Below are 20,004 nucleotides of genomic sequence, written 5' to 3' on the forward strand. Positions count from 1 at the left end.
GGGGACCGGCGGCTGGCCAGGGTGACCGGTGTGACCGACCGCGACAGGCCCCCGATCGCCGTGTTCGACCTCGACAACACGCTGGCCGGCACCGCCCACCGCCAGCACTTCCTGGAACGCCGGCCGCGTGACTGGGAGGGGTTCTTCGCCGCCGCGCCCGCGGACCCGCCGCTTCCCGAGGGCGTGGCGCTGGCCGTTCAGAGCGCCCGCGCCTGCGAGGTCGTCTATCTCACCGGCCGTCCCGAGCGGTACCGCCGGGACACGCTGGACTGGCTCGCCGCGCACGGACTGCCCGAGGGCCGGGTGTTCATGCGGGGCGGCGCCGACCGCAGACCGGCCCGCCGCACCAAACTGGAGATCCTGCGCCGGCTCGCCAGGGACCATGAGGTCCAAGTCCTCGTGGACGACGACGAGCTGGTCTGCGACGACGCCGAACGCGCCGGGTTCACCGTCGTACGGGCGCGCTGGGCGCAGAAGTCGGCCGCGGTCGAGGAGGCACAGGAGCGGGAAGGCCGAGCCTGACGCGTGCCGGGACGGCTCAGGCGGTGTCCTCGATGCGGAAGCCGACCTTCAGGCCCACCTGGTAGTGCTCGATCCGCCCGTTCTCGATCTGGCCGCGGACCTGGGTCACCTCGAACCAGTCCAGGTTGCGCAGCGTCTGGTCGGCGCGGGCGATGCCGTTGCGGATGGCCTGGTCGACACCCTCGTGCGAGGTGCCGACGATCTCGGTGACCCGGTAGGTGTGGTTCGTCATGCGGGTGCTCCTTACGTGTCACGGCGTACTCCACCGTGCACTATCCGCGCCCGCTCCGCACGGCGTCGCGCGGCGTACCGCCCGGTAGCGCTTGACCTGAGCATTGGTACATACCAAAATCCAGCACACCCCGTACGAGCCCCCTGCGCTCGGCCCCCCCACGTCGGGCCCCCACCCCTGTCCCAGCACCCTGCGGCACCCCGTGCCAGACAGAACAGGACCCTTCGTGAGACGTCTGCTCGCCCTCGTCTGTGTCACCGGCTCCCTCGTCAGCGGCTGCGGGATGCTCCCCGGCGACGACCAGGAGCGCACGACCGTCACCGTGTGGCTGATGAAGGACAGCGCCTCCAAGGAGTTCCTGCGCCGGTTCACCGAGGACTTCGAGCGCACCCACGACGATCTGCGCCTCGACATCCGCATCCAGGAATGGACCGGCATCGTGGAGAAGGTCCGCGGCGCGCTCAAGGAGCCCTCCGGGGACGGCCCGGACGTCATCGAGGTCGGCAACACCCAGGTGCCGCTGTACGCCGACGGCGGCCGGCTGGCCGACCTCACGCTGGAGTCGATGCGGGACTGGGGCAAGGAGACCTGGCTGCCCGGCCTCGCCCAGCCCGGCAAGGACGGCAACAAGCAGTACGGCATCCCCTGGTACGCGGCCAACCGGGTCGTCATCTACCGCAAGGACCTGTTCCGGCAGGCCGGTGTCGACGGTCCGCCCAAGACCCGCGACGAGTGGCTCGCCGCCACCGAGAAGCTCGACACCGGCGGGAACCAGGGCATTTACCTCGCGGGCCAGGACTGGTACACCCTCTCCGGGTTCATCTGGGACGAGGGCGGCGAACTCGCCGAGGAGAAGGACCACACCTGGCGGGGGACCCTGGACAGCCCGGCCGCGCTGCGCGGCATGGACTTCTACCGACGGCTCCAGGCACTGGGCGAAGGACCCGTGGACGCGGACGAGGAACACCCGCCCCAGGCCGGGGTGTTCGCCGGCGGCAAGGTGGCGCAGATCATCGCCGTGCCCGGACTCGTCCAGTCCATCGTCCGGCAGAACCCGGAACTGAAGGACAAGATCGGCTTCTTCCCCGTGCCCGGCCGCACCGCCGGCCGGCCCGGCACCGTCTTCACCGGCGGCTCCGACCTGGTCGTCCCGCGCAACACCGACGACCAGTTCGCCGCGACCACCGTCGTCGGCGCGCTCACCGGCGCCAAGTGGGACACCGAGCTGGCCCGCACCATGAACTACGTGCCCAACAAGACCACGCTGGCCGGCGCGGTCGCCGGCGCGGAGGGGGTCGCCGCCATGGCCGCGGGCGCGGCGCACGGCCGGGCGACCCCCACCACCCCTCAGTGGGCCGACGTCGAGGCCGACAACCCGATCAAGGAGTACATGACCCGGGTGCTCCAGGGCGGGGACCCGGCGACCGAGGCCCGCCGCGCCTCCCGGAAGATCACCGAGGCGCTCGCCCCCGACGTGGGCTGAGCCGCCGCGCCCCGCCCGCCGGGCCTCACCGGACCACGCTCAGCGACAGCGCGAAGCGGCCCGGGACGTCCGTCCACCAGTGCGTCAGCTCCAGCCCGGCGGCGGCGAGTTCGGCGGTGACGCCCTCCTTGCGGAACTTGGCCGACACCTCGGTGCGCAGCTCCTCGCCCGCCGCGAAGTCCACGGCGAGGTTCAGCGCGGGCACCTTCACGGTCTGGGCGGTGCGGGAGCGCAGCCGCATCTCGATCCACTCCCGCTCCGCGTCCCACAGGGCGACGTGGTCGAACGCCTCGGGATCGAAGTCGGCGCCCAGCTCACGGTCGATCACGGCCAGCACGTTCCGGTTGAACGCGGCCGTCACCCCGGCCGCGTCGTCGTACGCCCGGACCAGCACCCGCTCGTCCTTGACCAGGTCTGTGCCGAGCAGCAGCCCGTCGCCCGGGGCGAGCAGCGCGCGCACCGAGGCCAGGAACCGGGCGCGTTCGGCGGGCAGCAGATTGCCGACCGTGCCGCCGAGGAAGGCCACCAGCCGGGGTCCGGGCGTGGCGGGCAGGGCCAGCGGCGCGGTGAAGTCGGCGATCAGCGCGTGCACGTCGAGACCGGGACGCTCCTCGACGAGCGCCCGCCCGGCCTGGGTGAGCGCGCTCTCGCTGACGTCGACCGGGACGTACGCGGCGAGCCCGGGCAGCGCGTCGATGAGATGGCGGGTCTTCTCCGAGGAGCCCGAGCCCAGTTCGACCAGGGTGCGGGCACCGCTCGCGGCCGCGATCTCCCCGGACCGGGTGGCGAGGATCTCCCGCTCGGCCCGTGTCGGGTAGTACTCGGGCAGCTCGGTGATCCGCTCGAACAGCTCGCTGCCGCGGGCGTCGTAGAACCACTTCGGCGGCAGCCACTTCGGGGTCGCGGTGAGGCCGCGCAGGACGTCGGCGCGCAGCGCGGCCTCCGTCGCGTCCTCGGGGAGTGTGCGGGTGATGTGCAGGGGGCTCAACGGCAGGGCTCCTTCGGGGGTACGGCCGCCGGATCCTCCAGCGGGGCGAGCCGCACGGCGGTGCGGCTCGCGGTGAGCAGGGTGCGGTCGGGAACCTCCCGCCAGAGCGGATCGTCGTCGTACGGCTCGGAGGCGACGACCGTGCCGCAGCCGGGCTCCGTGCGGTACCACAGCGAGTCGCCCCAGGCGGTGGCGGTGATCGTGTCCCCGTCGGTCAGCAGCAGGTTCAGCCGGGAGGCCGGGGCCGCCCGGGCCAGGTCGCGCACCGGTTCGCCCAGCGCGCGTCCCGGTGGCTGTCCGGCCCGCAGCCGGTGCAGGACCAGCGCCCAGACGAACGCCGAGTCGGTGCGGGCCTGGAGCGACAGCAGCTCGACCGGCGGCAGCGCGGACACCAGCGGGGCCGCCGCGTCCGGCCAGCCCGCGATCAGGCCGTTGTGGCTGAACAGCCACCGGCCGGCCGCGAACGGCGCCGCCGCGGCCTCGGCGTCCGCTCCCGCGAGCGTCGCGTCCCGGACGGCGGCGAGCACGGCGCCCGAGCGCACCACCCGGGCCAGGTCGGCGAACGACAGGTCGGCCCAGACCGGCCCGGACCGCCGGTAGCGGGCCGGCGCCGGGTCACCCGGCGCGTACCAGCCGACCCCGAACCCGTCGGCGTTGACCGTCCCGTACCGCTGCCGGCGCGGCGCCCACGACTGCCGGTACAGCCCGTGCGGGGGCTCCACGATCAGCCGCCCGAGCGACTCCTCCGGCCCCAGGTAGGCGAGGTGACGGCACATCAGACGGCCTCCGGGCGGGCGGTGCGGAACCCGGCGAAGATCTGCCGGCGGACGGGATAGTCCCAGTTGCGGAACGTGCCCCGGCAGGCCACCGGGTCCACGGCGAACGAGCCGCCGCGCAGCACCTTGTACTCCGGGCCGAAGAAGACCTCCGAGTACTCCTTGTACGGGAACGCCCGGAACCCCGGGTACGGCAGGAAGTCGCTCGCCGTCCACTCCCACACGTCACCGATCAACTGCCGCACGCCCAGCGGCGACGCACCGGCCGGATAGCTTCCCGCCGGGGCGGGCCGCAGATGCCGCTGGCCGAGGTTGGCGTGCTCGGGCCCCGGGTCGGCGTCGCCCCACGGATAGCGCCGGGAGCGGCCGGTGACCGGGTCGTGGCGGGCGGCCTTCTCCCACTCCGCCTCGGTGGGCAGCCGGCGTCCGGCCCAGCGGGCGTAGGCGTCCGCCTCGTACCAGCACACGTGCAGCACCGGCTCGTCCGGCGGCACCGGTTCCGTGACCCCGAACCGGTGCCGCAGCCAGCGGTCGCCGTCCCGCCGCCAGAACAGCGGGGCGGTGATGCCGTGCCGCCTGATGTGCGCCCAGCCCTTCGGTGCCCACCAGCGCTCGGTGGTGTAGCCGCCGTCCGCGATGAACGCCTGGTAGGCCGCGTTCGTCACGGGGAGCGTGTCGATCCAGAACGGCGCCACCTCCCGGGGGTGCGCCGGGCGTTCGTTGTCCAGCGCCCAGGGCTCGCCGGAGGTGCCCATGGTGAACGGGCCGCCGGGCACGAGGACTTCGGCCGGCCCGGTGAACGGCGGTGCCGGTTCCGGGTCGGGCGCGGTCAGCGCCTGGGGGCCCGACCTGAGCTGATGGGTGATCAGCATGGTTTCGTCGTGCTGCTGTTCGTGCTGGGCGATCATCCCGAAGGCGAAGCCGGCCTCGGTCAGCCGGGTGCCGTGGAAGTCCGCCGACGCCAGCAGGTCGAGTGCCCGGCCGCGCACCTCGGCCGCGTACCGGCGGGCCTCGGCGGGCGGCAGCAACGGCAGCGAGGGGCGCTCGGCGCGCGGGTGCTCGAAGGCGTCGTAGAGGCTGTCTATCTCCGGCCGCATCGCCTCCCGTCCGCCGACCGCGCGCAGCAGCCACAGCTCCTCCTGGTTGCCGATGTGGGCGAGGTCCCACACCAGCGGGGACATCAGCGGGGAGTGCTGGGCGGTGAGGTCGGCTTCGTCGACACAGGTGGTCAGCAGCGTGGTGCGGTCCCGGGCGGTGGTGAGGCAGGCCAGCGCCCGCTCGCGCAGCGCCTCGGTGTCCGTCTCGGTGGTCGTGGTTGCGGTCTCCGGGGCGGTCATGTGCGGATGTCCTTCCTCCCGTGGGCGCGGGGGCCTCCGGGCGGTCCTTCGTCGAGCAGGTCGTCGGCCGGGCAGCGGCCCCGGGCGACATGGCGGTCGCGGAAAGCGGCCACGGCGTCGGTGACCCGGGTCGTGGCGCCGAGCCGGGGCAGCGCCTCCAGGGCCGCCGCGAAGCAGCCGTCGGCGGCCTCGCGCAGCTCCGGGTCGGCCAGGGCGTGCCGGGCCGCGTCGGCCCACAGCGGATTGTGCGGGGCGGGCCGGTCCAGGGCCCGCTCGGCGAGCGGCTTCACGGCCCGGTAGGCGGTCTCGGCGGCCTGCGGGTCGTCGAACAGCGCGGCCGTCACCGCCAGCGGCACGAGCCAGCCGTCCGCGCCGGGCTGCGCGTCGATCATCCGCAGCTCCAGATGGCCGCGCGGCCGGACCGGCGGGAACAGGGTGGTCAGGTGGTAGTCCAGGTCCGCCCGGGTGGGCGGCCGGGGCGACCGGGCGCGGATCCAGTCCCGGAACGTCAGGTTCTCGGGGACCTCCCAGGGGCCGTCGTCCCGGCGGACGCACATCACCGGCGCGTCCAGCGCGTGCCGGGCCCAGGCGGTCCGCGGCGCGCCGTCCAGCGGGGGAGCGCCGGCCCGGCCGGGCCCTATCCCCATCCACATCAGCTGGCGGGCGGACCGCCAGCCGGTGCGACGCAGGCCGACCAGCGGGGAGTTGGCGAACGCGGCCACCAGGACCGCGCCCAACTGGTGCGCCAGCCACCAGCGCCGGGCGTGCCCCAGCGGCCCCGGCTCCTCGTGCCCCGCGTCCACACACACCTGGACGGAGGCGGAGGAACACATCATGTGCCGGCCGGCCGGACCGGTGCGGTCCAGGCAGGTCTCCATGACGTCGTAGCGGGGCGCGCGCAGGAATCTGCGGGGCGGGTGCCAGGGGTCGTGACCGAGGCCGGTGAGCCCGAGACCGTCCTCGGCCAGTGCGGCCCGTACGGCGTCCAGGTCGGCGGAGACGGTGTCGACGCACTCCATCAGGGAGGCGGCGGGCGGCGAGCTCAGCTCCAGCTGGCCGCCGGGTTCCACGGTGAGCGCCGAGGCCAGGGGCAGGGTGCGCACCGTGGCGTGGGCCGCTTCGAGTCGTTCGGGTGTGACCGGGAGCTGGGGCAGCTCCAGCGAGTGGACGAGCCACTCGAGCTCGACACCGAGTGCGCGGGGCGGTCCGGTCTTGAAACAGATGCCCCGGACCAGGGCCTCCGCCTCGTCCTCGGTGACGGCGGTGCGCTGCTCCGTACAGTCGCCGCCGTCGCTCTGTATGTCGGACATGTCGGGATCCTCCTGAGGTTCCAGCATGCCATCGGCCCGTGGCGCGGGCCGGGCGGGCACTCGTCCCAGCCAAGACCCTTCGGCGGACGCGCACAAGAGGGCGTACCCGGATGTACCGGGCGCGTCGTCAATTCCGTTGCGCCGCATCACCAGCATCGCCCAGGATGCGTGCATGAGCACGACGGGGGAGACCGCGCGGGGCGCGGCCGCGGCGCCCACGGGGGTGGCGCCGTGAGCACGCGCCTGCGCGGGATCGCCGCGGAGACGGAACGGATCGTGGCCGAGGGCCGGTACCGGGCACCGGACGGCCGAGAGGTTCTGGTCGCGGCGGCGGTCGAGGCCGCGCGGGCGGGTACCCGGATGTTCGGTCCCGCGCCGGTGCCGGTGCCCGCGGCACCGGCACCGGGGAGCGGCACCCGGTTCGAGGTCACCGGGGAGAGCAGCCTGGAGGCGGCCCGCCGGCTGGCCGGCGCCCCCGTCGCCGTACTGAACTTCGCCTCGGCCCGCAACCCGGGCGGCGGTTACCTCAACGGCGCGCAGGCCCAGGAGGAGGCCTTGTGCCGCGCCTCCGCGCTGCACACCTGCCTGCTGACGGCCCGCGGCTTCTACGACCACCACAGCGCCGACCGCGACCCGTTCTACACCGACCGGGTGATCCACTCGCCGGGCGTCCCCGTCTTCCGTGACGACCGGGGCCGGCTGCTCACCGAGCCGTATCTCGCGGGCTTCCTGACGGCCGCCGCGCCCAACGCGGGCGTGATCCGGCGTACGGCGCCGGAGCGGGCCGCCGGACTGCCGGGCGCGCTGGCGGTACGGGCGGAGCGCGTGCTGGAGACGGCCGCGGCCCATGGCTACCGGCGGCTGGTGCTCGGCGCCTGGGGGTGCGGTGTGTTCCAGAACGATCCCGCGCAGGTCGCGGGGGCGTTCCGGGCGGCGTTGGGGCCCGGCGGCCGGTTCGCGCGCACGTTCGACCAGGTGGTGTTCGGCGTGCTGGACCGGACCCCGGGGGCGGTGGTCCGGGAAGCGTTCGCACGGACGTTCCCGGAGGCCCGGAGGAGCGAAGAGGGCATCCGGACGCGGCCGGACCCGGCGCCGGACGGCGCGGTGGACGCGCTCACGCCGGCCCCCTGACGGTCCTCCTCCCGTCGGCCTCCCCCTGCGTGTCAGGCGGTGGCCGCGTCGGGGCGCGGGCCGATCCGCATGCCGGGGCGGCGGTTGTGCACGGTCAGGTACGTCAGTCCGGCCGGGCCGGCGGTGATGCTGCGCGCGGCGCCGTGCGGCAGCCACAGCAGGGCGCCCTCGGCGAGCGGCTGCCCCGGGTCCGAGGAGCCGTCGCCGAGCAGACCGTCCCCGGCGACGACCATGACCAGCACGTCCAACTGCGCCTCGGTGTGGGCCGGCACCCGGCCGCCCGGGGCCAGCCGGACCACGTTCGCGTCGAGTTGGCGCCCGTCCTCGGCCAGCTTCCACAGCACCCCGGCGGGCACCGGCGGCGCCTCGGCCAGTGCGCGGGCCTCGCACAGGACGCGCGGCCGCGTCGCCGCGTGGGCGGCCGGTCCGGTGTCGGTCGCGGACGGCGATGTCATCTGCTGTTTCCCCTCGGCTCTCGCGTTCCCCCGCTCAGGCACTCCGGTCACTCTACAATTAATACATGTAGGATTCGTGAAAACCGGTCGCAGGTGAAACGCCGCAGGTGGAAAGGGGTGTCCGGACGTGAGTACGCGGGAGAACCCGCGCCGCAGAGCGCTGCTGGACGTGCTGCGCGCGGCGCCCGCGCCGCTCGGGGTCGCGCAGGCCGCCGAGCGGATGAGCCTCCACCCCAACACCGTGCGGTTCCATCTGGAGGCCCTGGTGGCCGACGGCCTGGTGGAGCGCCGGACCGAGGAACCCGCGGGACCCGGCCGGCCCCGTACCGTCTACACCGCGCGCCCCGGCATGGACCGCGGCGGCCCGCGCGACTACCGGCTGCTGGCCCGCATGCTGCTCAGCCGGTGGAGCGCCGCCGACCCGGCCGAGGCACGGGCGGAGGCCCGGGAGACGGGCCGGACCTGGGGCCGTTATCTCGCGGACCCGCCCGCGCCGGACGAGACGCCGACGCCCGAACGGTCGACGGCCGGGCTGCTCGCCCTGCTGGACGGCCTGGGTTTCGCGCCCCGGCCGGACGGCGACGGCGGGCCCGGCCGGTCCCCGGAACGGATCCGGCTGCGGCACTGCCCCTTCCTGGAACTCGCCGAGGAACAGGGCGGGCTGGTGTGCTCGCTCCATCTGGGCCTGATCCAGGGAGCGCTGGCCCGGATGGACGCGCCGCTGACGGCCACCGCGCTGGAGCCGTTCGCCGAACCGGACGCGTGTGTCGCGCACTTGACCGCCGCCGCGCCCTGACGCCTCCCGGCTCACCCGGGCGGCCAAGACCTCGCCCGCCCGCGTGCGCCGGCCCCCGGCAGCACCCACCGCCCCGTCGGAGAAAGGCCCGTACCCCCCATGAACGCCACCTCGGCCGCCACCGCCGGCGCGGTCACCTTCGTCTGGCTCGGGATGGTGCTGGCGATCTCCTTCCTGGAGGCGCCGCTGAAGTTCCGCGCCCCGGGCGTGACGATCCCCCTCGGGCTGGGCATCGGCCGGCTGGTGTTCCGGGCGCTGAACACGGTGGAGGCCGTCCTGGCGGCCGTCGTGATCGTCGCGGTCGCCGTGGGCGCCGCCCCGGCCCGAACCATCGCGCTGACCGCGACGGTGACGGCCCTCCTCGCCGTCCAGCTCGCCGCCGTCCGCCCCGCCCTCAACCGCAGATCGGACCGGGTGCTCGCGGGCGAGGACCTGCCCCGCTCCCGCGGCCACCTGTGGTACGTGGCGCTGGAGATCCTGAAGACCGCGACCCTGATCGCCCTGGGCATCACCCTGTCGGCGTCCTGATCCGTGCACCGGCCGCCGGTACCCGTGTGCTGCGGCCCGTCGGGCGGGTGGTGTCAGGTCAGGACCAGGACCAGGGGCACGCCCCGGCACGGAAGCAGGCGCAGGCCGTCGTGGGTGCCGGGGCGGGCGGTGGCGAGCAGTTCACCGAAGTCCGGGCCCCTGGTGAGGGAACCGGCCAGGTGGGCCGTGTCGGTGGACGCGGCGACCCGCCCGCGGGCGTTCACCAGGTGGGCCGGGCGGGCCAGGCCGCGCAGCAGCGGGAGCACGGCCGCCTCGAAGTGCCGCAGATACACGTCGGCCGCCGCCACACCGGCGAACCTCCCCTGGAGGCAGACCGGTTCGGACACGGTGAGGCTGTACTCGGCGGAGCAGAGGTAGTCCACGTACGGCCCGGCCACGGCCCGGCGCCCGGTGTCGCGGGGCAGCGCGAACCAGTCCCAGTGCGTGTAGTCGGAGTAGGCCGACCGGCCGGGGTCGAGATCGAGCAGCAGCGGCCGTACCGCACCGTCGGCGCCCGACTGCCACCACTCCAGCCAGGCCGGCGCGTCGGCCAGCAGCCCCGGGGCCGCGACGAACCCGGCACCGGAGACGATCGCCTCCCGGGCCAGCCGCGGGTGCAGCCCGGGGCGCAGCGCGGCGAGGTCGCGGCTGACGGGCCGGCGCCCCTCGGCGGCCACCCGGCGCAGCAGGGCCGTGGCGTCGGCGCGGGTGGCGGCGACCGTCTCGAAGACGGCCTCCAGCGCACCGCCCACCTGAGCGGCGACCCGTCTCTCCGGTTCCGTGGCGACGGCGGCGAGCCGGGACCTGACGCCCATGTGTCCTCCAGCGGACGGGAACCGTCGCGCGGCGCGGTCAGAGGGTGAGGCGCACGGCGACGAGCCGCGCCGTCGACTCCCTGACGCACCGCTCGGCCAGCGTGCCGGCCGTTTCGTCGGCCCCATCCTGCACGGCGGCGACGATCCGGCGGTGCCGGTCCGCAACTTCTTCACGATACGTGTCCGCGGCGAGGACGAGACAGGGCAGCGCGCCCACCTCGCTCTGCAGCGCGATCTGTTCGCGGGTGAGCCGGGCCGACTGGGCGGCCGCGGCGAGTTCCACGTGGAAGCGGCCGTACAGCCGGCCGCGCCCCGCCGCGTCCCCGGCCCCCGCCAGCTCCCGCGCCGTACGGCGCAGCGGCTCCAGGTCGGCGGGTCCGGTGCGCTCGGCGGCGAGCCGGGCGGCGGCGCCGGACAGGGCGGCCCAGTGGTCGCCGAGGTCGCGCAGTTCCTCGGTGCTCCAGGCGCGCAGCCGGTCCTTGAGCCGGTCGTCGGCGGGGACCTCGGGCAGCGCGACGAAACTGCCGCCGCCCCGGCCGCGCCGGGTGGTGACCAGCCCCCGCTGCCGCAGGGCCATGAGCGCCTCGCGCAGGGTGACCGTGGACACCCCGAGCAGCCCGGCCAGTTCGCTCTCGCCGGGAAGCTGCTCGCCCTCGGCGAGGAGGCCCAGCTCTATGGCGTCGCCGATGCGGCGGACGACCGCGTCGACGCGGGGCCGGGTGTCCACCGGGCTGAAGACGGCCCGGTGGGCGCGGCCGGCTGTCCCGGACCGGTTCACGGCCACCCCCTCGCTCGTTGACTGAAGATTTACCCTAAGGCCCTCTTGAGCCTTGACCTATGAGTTCATAGGTTTGCGGTCAACGATGAAGGCGGCAGAAAGGTTCCCGTATGGAGGGAAGGGCGATCCGGCTGCACGGTCTGCGGAAGTCGTTCGGGGAGACGGCCGCCGTGGCCGGTGTCGACCTGGAGATACGGGACGGCGAGTTCTTCTCGCTGCTCGGCCCGTCCGGCTCCGGGAAGACGACGCTCCTGAGGCTGATCGCCGGGTTCGAGACACCCGACCGGGGCCGGATCGAACTCGCGGGACAGGAGGTCACCGGCCTGGCCCCGTACGAGCGGGACGTGCACACCGTCTTCCAGGACTACGCCCTCTTCCCGCACATGACGGTCGAGCAGAACGTCGCCTACGGGCTGCGGGTGCGCGGGGTGCCGAAGGCCGAACGGCTGGCCCGCGCCCGCCGGGCGCTCGCCGAGGTCCGCCTCGAAGGCTACGGCCGGCGGCGGCCCGGCCGGCTCTCCGGCGGGCAGCGGCAGCGCGTCGCCCTGGCCCGCGCGCTCGTCGGCCGCCCCCGGGTGCTGCTGCTGGACGAGCCGCTCGGCGCCCTCGACCTGAAGCTGCGCGAGCAGATGCGGGACGAACTCAAGGCGCTCCAGCGGGAGGTGGGCATCACCTTCGTCCTCGTCACCCACGACCAGGAGGAGGCCCTGACCCTGAGCGACCGGATCGCCGTCGTCGACCGGGGCCGGATCGTCCAGACCGGCACGCCCGCGGAGATCTACGAGCGTCCGGCGACCGCGTTCGTCGCCTCCTTCGTGGGTGTCTCCAACCTCATCGACGGCGAGACGGCCCACCGGATCGCCGGGTCTCCGGGCACCTACAGCATCCGCCCCGAGAAGATCCGCGTCCTCGGCGGGTCAGCCGGACCGGACGAGCCGGAACACACCACCGCCACCGGCACCGTGGCCGAGGTCGTCTACCTCGGGGACGCCACCCGCTTCGTGGTCGACCTGGACGGCGGCGGCCGGCTCACCGCGCTCCAGCAGAACCTGGAGACCACCTCGGCGGACGTCGCCGCCTACCGCGGCACCCGGGTCCGCCTCCGCTGGCACCGCCGGCACACCGTCCGGCTCCCTTCCTGACCCCCCGGCCCCTGGAGGACGCCGTGCGTCTCATCCGTACCCCGCGCGCCGCGGCCCTGTGCGCCGCCGCGCTGCTGCTCACCGCCGCCTGCGGCTCCTCCGGCTCCGGCGGTCCGTCCGCCGCGGGCCTCCACCCGCCCGCCCTGAAGGCCCCGGAGAAACTGGGCCGCGGTGAGGGGCAGGTCGACCTGATCGCCTGGGCCGGCTATGTGGAGGACGGTTCCAATGATCCGCACGCCGACTGGGTCAGCGGCTTCGAGAAGCGGACGGGTTGCCAGGTCAGGTCGAAGGTCGCCGCCAGCTCGGACGAGATGGTCAAGCTGATGAAGACCGGTGCCTACGACGCCGTCTCCGCCTCCGGTGACGCCTCCCTGCGCCTGATCGCCTCCGGGGACGCGGCCCCCGTCAACACCGCCCTGGTCCCGAACTACAAGGACGTCTTCGACGGGCTGAAGAACGGCGCCTGGAACTCCGTGGGGGGCCGGATGTACGGCATCCCGCACGGCCGGGGCGCCAATCTGCTGATGTACAACACCGCGAAGGTGACACCGGCACCCACCTCCTGGTCGGCCGTCTTCGACGACGCCTCCCGCTACAAGGGGCACGTCACCGCCTACGACTCGCCGATCTACATCGCGGACGCGGCCCTGTATCTCAAGGCGCACCGCCCCGAGTTGGGAATCCAGAACCCGTACGCGCTCGACCGTGAGCAGTTCGACGCGGCCGTGGCCCTGCTGAAGCGGCAGAACGGCTACGTCGGCGAGTACTGGAACGACTACCTGAAGGAGGTCTCGGCCTTCAAGAGCGGGGACTCGGTGGTCGGCACGACCTGGCAGGTGATCGCCAACCTCGCCGCCTCCGAGGGCGCGAAGGTCAAGGCGCTGGTGCCGAAGGAGGGTTCGACCGGCTGGTCGGACACCTGGATGGTCTCCAGCAAGGCCGAGCACCCCAACTGCGCCTACAAATGGCTCGACTGGATCGTCTCACCGAAGGTCAACGCGCAGGTCGCCGAGTACTTCGGCGAGGCACCGGCCAACTCCCGGGCCTGCGCCGAGACCACCGACAAGAACTTCTGCGCGGCCTACCACGCCGCCGACGAGGACTACTGGAAGAAGATCGCCTTCTGGAACACGCCCATCGAGCAGTGCCTGGACGGCCGCCGGGACGTGACCTGCGTACCGTACGCCGAGTGGGTCCGCGCCTGGACCGGGATCAAGGGCTGAGCCGTGCCCACCGACGCCGGGCGGCGCCCGAGCCGGCGGCCCGCCGCGGTCCCGCGCCGCCGGCCCCGGCTCCGGCCGGCCCTGCTGCTCACCGCCCCGCTGCTCTGGCTGACCGTCCTCTACCTCGGCTCGCTGGCGGTCCTGTTCGTCTCCGCCTTCTGGACGACCGACTCCTTCACCTCCGAGGTGGTGAAGGTCTGGTCGACGGACAACTTCCACGCGCTGCTGACCACCCCCGTCTACCGCCAAGTGGCCCTGCGCAGCGTCGCGGTGGCCCTCGCGGTGACCGTGCTGTGCGCGGTGCTCGCCTTCCCCGTCGCCTTCTGCACCGCCCGGGTGGCCCCACCGCGCCGGCGCCCGCTGCTGGTGGCGGCGATCCTCACGCCGCTGTGGGCGAGTTACCTCGTCAAGGTGTACGCCTGGCGGCTGATCCTGTCCGAGGGCGGGCTCGCCGACTGGATGCTCGCCCCGTTCGGACTGCACGGCCCCGGCTACGGCCTGCCCGCCACGGTGCTCACCCTGACCTACCTGTGGCTGCCGTACATGATCCTGCCGCTGCACACCGCGCTCGAACAGGTCCCGGCCGGGCTGCTCGACGCGTCCGCCGACCTCGGGGCGCGGCCCGGCCGCACCTTCCGCTCGGTCGTACTGCCCCTGGTGCTGCCGTCCGCCGCCGCCGGTTCCGTCTTCACCTTCTCGCTCAGCCTCGGCGACTACATCACCGTGCAGATCGTGGGCGGCAGGACCCAGCTCATCGGCAACCTCGTGTACGCCCACATCGACCTCGACCTGCCCATGGCCGCCGCGCTCGGCACCGTGCCCGTGGCCGTGATCGTCCTGTACCTGCTGGCGATCCGCCGTACCGGTGCCCTCGACAACCTGTAGGAAGGAGTGCCATGCGTCTCGGCCGCACCGCGCGGTGGGCCCTGCGGGCCGGGGCCGGGATCGGCTTCGCGGTGATCTACGTCCCGCTGGTGCTGGTCCTGCTCAACTCCCTGAACCCCGACCGCAGCGCGGGCTGGCCACCCCCGGGACTGACCGGGCGCTGGTGGTCGGTGGCGGCGCACAACCCCGGTGTGCGGCAGGCGCTGTGGGTCTCGGTGAAGGCGGGGCTCGGGGCCACCGCCGTCGCGCTGGTGCTCGGCACGCTCCTGGCCTTCGCGGTGGCCCGGTACCGCTTCTTCGGCCGGGACACGGTGTCGTTCCTGGTGGTCCTGCCGATCGCGCTGCCCGGCATCGTCACGGGCATCGCGCTGAACTCCGCCTTCGGCACGGTGCTGGAGCCGCTCGGGGTGGGGCTCGGACTGTTCACCGTGATCGTCGGGCATGCCACGTTCTGTGTCGTCGTGGTCTTCAACAACGTGGTGGCCCGGCTGCGCCGTACGTCCTCCTCGTACGAGGAGGCGGCCATGGACCTCGGCGCGAGCGGCTTCCGGGCCTTCGTGGACGTCACGTTCCCGCTCGTGCGCTCCGCGCTGCTGGCGGGCGCCCTGCTCGCCTTCGCGCTGTCCTTCGACGAGATCGTGGTCACCACGTTCACGGCGGGCCCGGGGGTCCAGACCCTCCCGCTGTGGATCTACGACAACATGGCCCGGCCACGGCAGGCACCGGTGGTGAACGTCGTGGCCGCGGTCCTCGTCCTGCTGTCGGTGATCCCGGTCTACCTCGCCCAGCGCCTGTCCGCGGACACGGCGGCCTCCAGCCGCGTCTAGCCCGGGCCACGGCGCGGGGGCCGGAGCCGCGCGGGCTCCGGCCCCCAGGGGCGGGTACGGCTCAGGCGGCGGAGCCCACGGTGCCGTGCAGGCGGGCCACGACCTCGGTCAGCTGGGCGGCGACCTCGGCGTCGTCGGCCGGGTGGGTCTCGGCGAAGCGGGTGACGGAACCCGGGATGGACAGCTTGATCTCCTCGATCACCTTGCCGCCGGCGATGCCCGCGGCCTTGCGGGTGTCGTCCTGGGCCCACACGCCGCCGTACTGGCCGAAGGCGGTGCCGATCACGGCGACGGGCTTGCCGCCGAAGGCGCCGGCGCCGTACGGGCGGGACAGCCAGTCGATGGCGTTCTTCAGCACGGCCGGCATGGTGCCGTTGTACTCGGGGGAGAACAGCAGGAAGGCGTCGGCGGCCAGGGCGGCCTCCCGCAGCTTGACGGCGGCGGCCGGAACGCTGCCCTCCACGTCGATGTCCTCGTTGTAGAACGGGACCTCGGCCAGGCCCTCGAAGAGCTCGACCTCGGCGCCCTCCGGCGCGAGCTTCACGGCCGCCTCGGCGAGCTGGCGGTTGTGCGAACCGGCGCGCAGGCTGCCGACGAGCGCGAGGATGCGAACAGACATGGGAACTCCAAGGGGCTGAAAACCGCTGCAAACGATCCGGACCGAAGTCCGTTTAAAGGTGTACCACCTCAAACGGACCGCGGTCCAGTTCTGTTCCCGATGCTTTACGCTGTCGTCATGTCCAGCGCTCCGCCGCCCTTCCAGAAGCCTCGAGAGCCCGCCGAGACCCCTGCCCTGCTGGAGGTCGGCACGGCACCCGCCGAGCAGGGCCTGCGCGCCGACGCGGCCCGCAACCGGGCCCGGCTGCTGGAAGCCGCCGCCCGGCTGATCGCGGAGCACGGGGTGGCCGGGGTCACCATGGAGGCGGTCGCCGCGGCGGCCGACGTGGGCAAGGGCACCGTCTTCCGCCGCTTCGGCGACCGCACCGGGCTGCTGACGGCCCTCCTCGACCACTCGGCCCGCCGGCTCCAGGCCGACTTCCTGAGCGGGCCCCCGCCGCTCGGACCCGGCGCGCCACCCCTGGAGCGGCTGCGGGCCTTCGGCGTGGCGGTGCTGTACCGCACGGCCGAGCAGCTGGATCTGCAACTGGCCGCCCAGCCGGAGCCGACCCGACGGTTCGCCCACCCGGTGGCCGGGGCGCTGCGCGCGCACCTCACGATGCTGCTGCGGCAGACCGTGTCGGACGGCGACTGCGAGCTGCTCGCCCACACCCTGCTGGCCTCCCTGGACCCCGCGCTGATCCATCACCTCAACCGGCAGCGCGGGGTGCCCATGGAGCGCCTGGAGAACGCCTGGCTCGACCTGGTCGCCCGCGTGACCCGCACGGACCCGCCGGACTGACCCGAGGCGTCCCGCGTGGCCCGCCGGGACCGTCGTGACGACGGGAGACCGGGCCGCCCGGTCTCCCGGTTCAGTCACCCCGGCCGGTGAAGAACATCTCCACCAGCCCCCGCGGGCGTCGGCGGCGAACAGCAGCTCCTGACCGCGCGCGGACTCCGCCGCCGACGCCTCGGCGCGGGCAACCGTGCGGCGCGGGTCCGCCCGATCCGCGCCGCACCCGGAACCCGGAGGGCCCTACTGCCGGGCCTGGCCCTGCTGGTCGGCGATGCTCTTGCGGACCTCGTCCATGTCCAGCGCGCGGGCCTGCTTGATCAGGTCCTCGAGGGCCGGCGCGGGCAGGGCGCCCGGCTGGGCGTAGACCGCGACCTGATCGCGGACGATCATCAGCGTCGGGATCGACTGGATCTCGAAGGCCGCGGCCAGCTCCGGCTGGGCCTCGGTGTCCACCTTGCCGAACACCAGGTCGGGGTTCTCCTCGGCCGCCTTCTCGTACACGGGCGCGAACTGCCGGCACGGTCCGCACCAGGACGCCCAGAAGTCGATGAGAACGAACCCGTTCCCGGAGACCGTCTCGTCGAAGTTCTCCTTGGTCAGTTCCACGGTGCTGGTCATGGCGTGATTCCCTCTTCCTGGTGTGGGGTGTGCCGACGGCGCCAACACGGCCGCCGGGCCGCCTATTCCACGCGCGCACGCCGGTGTTCCGCGCGCGTACCCATGTGGCCGCGGCGCACACCACCCACCAGACTGACCCCATGACGGAAACGGAATCGAACACGTACGACGTCGTGGTGATCGGGGCGGGCCCGGTGGGCGAGAACGTCGCCGACCGGACCCGGGCGGCCGGCCTGAGCACCGCCGTCGTGGAGAGCGAACTGCTCGGCGGCGAGTGCTCGTACTGGGCCTGCATGCCCAGCAAGGCCCTGCTCAGGCCGGTCATCGCCCAGGCCGACGCCCGCCGCCTGCCCGGCCTCGCCCAGGCCGTGCGCGGCCCGCTCGACACCCCGGCCGTGCTGGCCCGCCGGGACGAGTACACCTCCCACTGGCGCGACGACGGCCAGGTGTCCTGGCTCACGGGCACCGGCGCCGTCCTGTACCGCGGTCACGGCCGCCTCGCCGGTCCGCGCACGGTCACCGTCACCGGCCCCGACGGCACCGGGACCACGCTCACCGCCCGGCACGCCGTCGCCGTCGCCACCGGCACCCGCGCCCAACTGCCCGACCTGCCCGGGCTCGCCGGCGTCGGGCCCTGGACCAGCCGCGAGGCCACCAGCGCCAAGGCGGCCCCCGGGCGGCTGATCGTGGTCGGCGGCGGGGTCGTCGCCACCGAGATGGCCACCGCCTGGCAGGCCCTCGGCTCCCGGGTCACCCTGCTGGTGCGCGGCAAGGGACTGCTGAACCGGATGGAGCCGTTCGCCGGGGAACTGGTCGCCGAGGCCCTCACCGAGGCGGGCGCCGACATCCGCACCGGCACCTCCGTGGAGTCCGTCCGCCGCGAGAACGGCACCGTCGTGGCGGTCACCTCCGCCGGCGACCGGATCGAGGCCGACGAGATCCTCTTCGCCACCGGACGCGCCCCGCGCACCGACGACCTCGGCCTGGAGACCGTCGGCCTGGAACCCGGCTCCTGGCTCGACACCGACGACAGCCTCCGCGTCACCGGCACCGACTGGCTGTACGCGGTCGGCGACGTCAACCACCGTGCCCTCCTCACCCACCAGGGCAAGTACCAGGCCCGGATCGCCGGCGCCGCGATCGCCGCCCGCGCCGCCGGCGACACCCTCCTGGAGGAGCCCTGGGGCGCCCACGCGGCGACGGCCGACCACCACGCCGTACCCCAGGTCGTCTTCACCGACCCCGAGGCCGCCGCCGTCGGCCTCTCCCTCGCCGAGGCCGAACAGGCGGGTCACCGGGTGCGCGCCGTGGACGTCGAGTTCTCCTCCGTGGCGGGCGCCGGACTGTACGGCGAGGGGTACAAGGGCCGCGCCCGCATGATCGTCGACCTGGAGGACGAGATCGTGCGCGGAGTCACCTTCGTCGGCCCCGGCGTCGGCGAACTGATCCACTCGGCCACCGTCGCGATCACCGGCCGCGTCCCGGTCGGCCGCCTGTGGCACGCGGTCCCGTCCTACCCGACCCTCAGCGAGGTGTGGCTGCGGCTGCTGGAGGCGTACCGGGACAACTGACCTACGCGCTACGGCAGCCGGAACCCCAGCGCCTCCGCCGCCGGGTGCGGGGTCGGGTGGGACCACAGGGACGCCACCGCCTCGTTGGTCGACAGCGAGCGGGGCTCCGCCCGGTCCAGGTACAGGGTGCCGTCGAGGTGGTCCGTCTCGTGCTGGACGATCCGGGCCGGCCAGCCGGTGAACACCTCGTCCAGCGGGCGGCCCCGCTCGTCCGCGCCGCGCAGCCGCACCTCGGCGTACCGGGCCACCACCGCCTGCCAGCCCGGCACGCTCAGACAGCCCTCGAAGAACGCGGCCCGGGCGGTGCCCACCGGCTCGTACACCGGGTTGACCAGCACCCGGAACGGCTGCGGGACCCGGCCCCGGGCCGCCGCCACCTCCGGCGGCACCGGCGCCGGGTCCTCGATGACCGCGATCCGCAGCGGGATGCCGACCTGCGGGGCGGCCAGGCCCACACCGGGCGCCGCGTGCATAGTGGCGCGCAGGGCCTCGACGAACCGGGCCAGCAGCGCCGGGCCGAGCTGACCGTCGTACGGCTCGGTGCCGCGCCGCAGCACCGGCCGGCCGGCCGCGACGATGGGCAAGGGACCGCCGGCGGCGAGGAGTTCCTCGACCCGCTCGGCGAGCGGTGTGTCATCACGGGGTGCCATCGCGTCAGCATGCCACGCCCCGCCCCGCACCCGGCCGCACCCCGGGGCGGCACCGCGGCGGCGTCGCGCTGTCAGTGGCGTCGAGTAGCGTGGGACGGGTCGGTGACAGGCGCGGTGGGAGACGGGGAGGGGACCGGAGATGACAGGGCGGGACGGCCGGGCCCGGCGGCGCGGCCAGGGCGAACTCGAGGGCCAGGTGCTCGGCGCGCTCCGCGAGGCGGACGGGCCGGTCAGCGCCGCCTGGGTGCAGCAGCGGCTCGGCGGCGACCTCGCCTACACCACCGTGGTGACCATCCTGACCCGGCTGCTCGCCAAGGACGTCGTCTCCCGGGAGCGGCACGGCCGGTCCTTCCTGTGGACGCCCACGGCCGACGTCGCCCGGCTGGCCGCCCTGCGGATGCGCCGCCTGCTGGACGGCGAACGGGACCGCGAGGCGGTCCTGGCCAGCTTCGTCACCGCCCTGCCGCCCGGCGACGAACAGGTGCTGCGGGCCCTGCTCGACATCCCGGCCCCGGAGGCCGGCGGCCCGGAGGACTGAGCGCCG

23 protein-coding genes are annotated in these 20,004 nt (G+C 74.2%); 12 read left to right on the forward strand and 11 right to left on the reverse strand.

Features of this window, described 5'->3' with window-relative positions:
• Nucleotides 1–30 precede the first annotated feature (30 nt).
• A complete protein-coding gene (locus AB0E62_RS00630; protein ID WP_362185888.1) occupies nt 31–522 on the forward strand; it encodes a hypothetical protein in 492 nt (163 codons plus the stop codon).
• Between the two features lie 16 nt (nt 523–538).
• On the opposite strand, the gene AB0E62_RS00635 is transcribed toward AB0E62_RS00630, so the two are convergent.
• Nucleotides 539–754, reverse strand: a complete 216-nt coding sequence (locus AB0E62_RS00635) for a dodecin (protein ID WP_362185891.1) — start codon at nt 752–754, stop codon at nt 539–541.
• A 283-nt stretch (nt 755–1,037) separates the two neighbouring features.
• Between AB0E62_RS00635 and AB0E62_RS00640 the strand changes: the two genes are divergently transcribed.
• On the forward strand, nt 1,038–2,237 hold the full coding sequence (locus tag AB0E62_RS00640) for an extracellular solute-binding protein (protein ID WP_362186904.1): 1,200 nt from the start codon (nt 1,038–1,040) through the stop codon (nt 2,235–2,237).
• A gap of 25 nt (nt 2,238–2,262) precedes the next feature.
• Here the strand turns inward: AB0E62_RS00640 and egtD are convergent, their stop codons facing one another.
• The 4 genes from egtD to egtA are packed head-to-tail and all read right to left on the reverse strand — an operon-like array spanning nt 2,263 to nt 6,648.
• Nucleotides 2,263–3,225 (reverse strand): L-histidine N(alpha)-methyltransferase, encoded by a 963-nt coding sequence (gene egtD, locus AB0E62_RS00645; RefSeq protein WP_362185894.1) that lies wholly within the window; start codon nt 3,223–3,225, stop codon nt 2,263–2,265.
• The gene (egtC, locus tag AB0E62_RS00650; RefSeq protein ID WP_362185897.1) at nt 3,222–4,001 is read right to left on the reverse strand and encodes an ergothioneine biosynthesis protein EgtC; all 780 of its coding nucleotides are present in this window, start codon (nt 3,999–4,001) and stop codon (nt 3,222–3,224) included. Before egtC ends, egtD begins: the two co-directional genes overlap by 4 nt.
• Nucleotides 4,001–5,338, reverse strand: a complete 1,338-nt coding sequence (gene egtB, locus AB0E62_RS00655; protein WP_362185900.1) for an ergothioneine biosynthesis protein EgtB — start codon at nt 5,336–5,338, stop codon at nt 4,001–4,003. The genes egtC and egtB overlap by 1 nt, the downstream gene beginning before the upstream one ends.
• Nucleotides 5,335–6,648: an ergothioneine biosynthesis glutamate--cysteine ligase EgtA gene (egtA, locus tag AB0E62_RS00660; protein ID WP_362185903.1), complete on the reverse strand. Its 1,314-nt coding sequence runs from the start codon at nt 6,646–6,648 to the stop codon at nt 5,335–5,337. The genes egtB and egtA overlap by 4 nt, the downstream gene beginning before the upstream one ends.
• 231 nt (nt 6,649–6,879) lie before the next feature.
• On the opposite strand from egtA, the gene AB0E62_RS00665 reads away from it, so the two are divergent.
• Nucleotides 6,880–7,779 (forward strand): TIGR02452 family protein, encoded by a 900-nt coding sequence (locus AB0E62_RS00665; protein ID WP_362185905.1) that lies wholly within the window; start codon nt 6,880–6,882, stop codon nt 7,777–7,779.
• A gap of 32 nt (nt 7,780–7,811) precedes the next feature.
• On the opposite strand, the gene AB0E62_RS00670 is transcribed toward AB0E62_RS00665, so the two are convergent.
• Nucleotides 7,812–8,234, reverse strand: coding sequence for a hypothetical protein (locus tag AB0E62_RS00670; protein ID WP_362185908.1), 423 nt, complete (start codon nt 8,232–8,234; stop codon nt 7,812–7,814).
• A 127-nt stretch (nt 8,235–8,361) separates the two neighbouring features.
• On the opposite strand from AB0E62_RS00670, the gene AB0E62_RS00675 reads away from it, so the two are divergent.
• The gene (locus AB0E62_RS00675; protein WP_362185911.1) at nt 8,362–9,030 is read left to right on the forward strand and encodes a helix-turn-helix domain-containing protein; all 669 of its coding nucleotides are present in this window, start codon (nt 8,362–8,364) and stop codon (nt 9,028–9,030) included.
• Nucleotides 9,031–9,129: 99 nt separating this feature from the next.
• Nucleotides 9,130–9,558 (forward strand): hypothetical protein, encoded by a 429-nt coding sequence (locus tag AB0E62_RS00680; protein ID WP_362185914.1) that lies wholly within the window; start codon nt 9,130–9,132, stop codon nt 9,556–9,558.
• Nucleotides 9,559–9,611: 53 nt separating this feature from the next.
• Here the strand turns inward: AB0E62_RS00680 and AB0E62_RS00685 are convergent, their stop codons facing one another.
• Both AB0E62_RS00685 and AB0E62_RS00690 read right to left on the reverse strand, forming a co-directional pair.
• Nucleotides 9,612–10,373, reverse strand: coding sequence for a cache domain-containing protein (locus AB0E62_RS00685; protein ID WP_362185917.1), 762 nt, complete (start codon nt 10,371–10,373; stop codon nt 9,612–9,614).
• Between the two features lie 37 nt (nt 10,374–10,410).
• Nucleotides 10,411–11,151: a GntR family transcriptional regulator gene (locus tag AB0E62_RS00690; RefSeq protein WP_362185921.1), complete on the reverse strand. Its 741-nt coding sequence runs from the start codon at nt 11,149–11,151 to the stop codon at nt 10,411–10,413.
• Nucleotides 11,152–11,261: 110 nt separating this feature from the next.
• On the opposite strand from AB0E62_RS00690, the gene AB0E62_RS00695 reads away from it, so the two are divergent.
• From AB0E62_RS00695 to AB0E62_RS00710, 4 genes are read left to right on the forward strand one after another with little or no spacing between them, the layout of a single operon-like run.
• Nucleotides 11,262–12,293, forward strand: coding sequence for an ABC transporter ATP-binding protein (locus AB0E62_RS00695; protein ID WP_362185924.1), 1,032 nt, complete (start codon nt 11,262–11,264; stop codon nt 12,291–12,293).
• A 23-nt stretch (nt 12,294–12,316) separates the two neighbouring features.
• Nucleotides 12,317–13,516 (forward strand): ABC transporter substrate-binding protein, encoded by a 1,200-nt coding sequence (locus tag AB0E62_RS00700; protein ID WP_362185927.1) that lies wholly within the window; start codon nt 12,317–12,319, stop codon nt 13,514–13,516.
• 3 nt (nt 13,517–13,519) lie between these two features.
• A complete protein-coding gene (locus AB0E62_RS00705; RefSeq protein ID WP_362185930.1) occupies nt 13,520–14,401 on the forward strand; it encodes an ABC transporter permease in 882 nt (293 codons plus the stop codon).
• An 11-nt stretch (nt 14,402–14,412) separates the two neighbouring features.
• A complete protein-coding gene (locus AB0E62_RS00710) occupies nt 14,413–15,228 on the forward strand; it encodes an ABC transporter permease (protein ID WP_362185933.1) in 816 nt (271 codons plus the stop codon).
• Between the two features lie 61 nt (nt 15,229–15,289).
• Here the strand turns inward: AB0E62_RS00710 and AB0E62_RS00715 are convergent, their stop codons facing one another.
• Nucleotides 15,290–15,847 carry an NAD(P)H-dependent oxidoreductase gene (locus AB0E62_RS00715; RefSeq protein ID WP_362185936.1) on the reverse strand — a complete coding sequence of 186 codons (558 nt, stop codon included), beginning with the start codon at nt 15,845–15,847 and terminating at the stop codon, nt 15,290–15,292.
• A 99-nt stretch (nt 15,848–15,946) separates the two neighbouring features.
• On the opposite strand from AB0E62_RS00715, the gene AB0E62_RS00720 reads away from it, so the two are divergent.
• Nucleotides 15,947–16,627 (forward strand): helix-turn-helix domain-containing protein, encoded by a 681-nt coding sequence (locus AB0E62_RS00720; protein WP_362185939.1) that lies wholly within the window; start codon nt 15,947–15,949, stop codon nt 16,625–16,627.
• A 234-nt stretch (nt 16,628–16,861) separates the two neighbouring features.
• Here the strand turns inward: AB0E62_RS00720 and trxA are convergent, their stop codons facing one another.
• Nucleotides 16,862–17,239: a thioredoxin gene (trxA, locus tag AB0E62_RS00725; RefSeq protein ID WP_362185941.1), complete on the reverse strand. Its 378-nt coding sequence runs from the start codon at nt 17,237–17,239 to the stop codon at nt 16,862–16,864.
• Nucleotides 17,240–17,379: 140 nt separating this feature from the next.
• Between trxA and AB0E62_RS00730 the strand changes: the two genes are divergently transcribed.
• The gene (locus AB0E62_RS00730) at nt 17,380–18,810 is read left to right on the forward strand and encodes an NAD(P)/FAD-dependent oxidoreductase (protein ID WP_362185944.1); all 1,431 of its coding nucleotides are present in this window, start codon (nt 17,380–17,382) and stop codon (nt 18,808–18,810) included.
• An 8-nt stretch (nt 18,811–18,818) separates the two neighbouring features.
• On the opposite strand, the gene AB0E62_RS00735 is transcribed toward AB0E62_RS00730, so the two are convergent.
• A complete protein-coding gene (locus AB0E62_RS00735) occupies nt 18,819–19,460 on the reverse strand; it encodes a peptide deformylase (RefSeq protein WP_362185946.1) in 642 nt (213 codons plus the stop codon).
• A 139-nt stretch (nt 19,461–19,599) separates the two neighbouring features.
• Between AB0E62_RS00735 and AB0E62_RS00740 the strand changes: the two genes are divergently transcribed.
• Nucleotides 19,600–19,998: a BlaI/MecI/CopY family transcriptional regulator gene (locus AB0E62_RS00740; protein ID WP_362185949.1), complete on the forward strand. Its 399-nt coding sequence runs from the start codon at nt 19,600–19,602 to the stop codon at nt 19,996–19,998.
• The last annotated feature ends 6 nt before the right edge of the window (nt 19,999–20,004 follow it).

Origin of the sequence: Streptomyces sp. NPDC038707, from assembly GCF_040636485.1 — a bacterium.
In the GTDB taxonomy this organism is placed as follows: Bacteria; Actinomycetota; Actinomycetes; order Streptomycetales; family Streptomycetaceae; genus Streptomyces.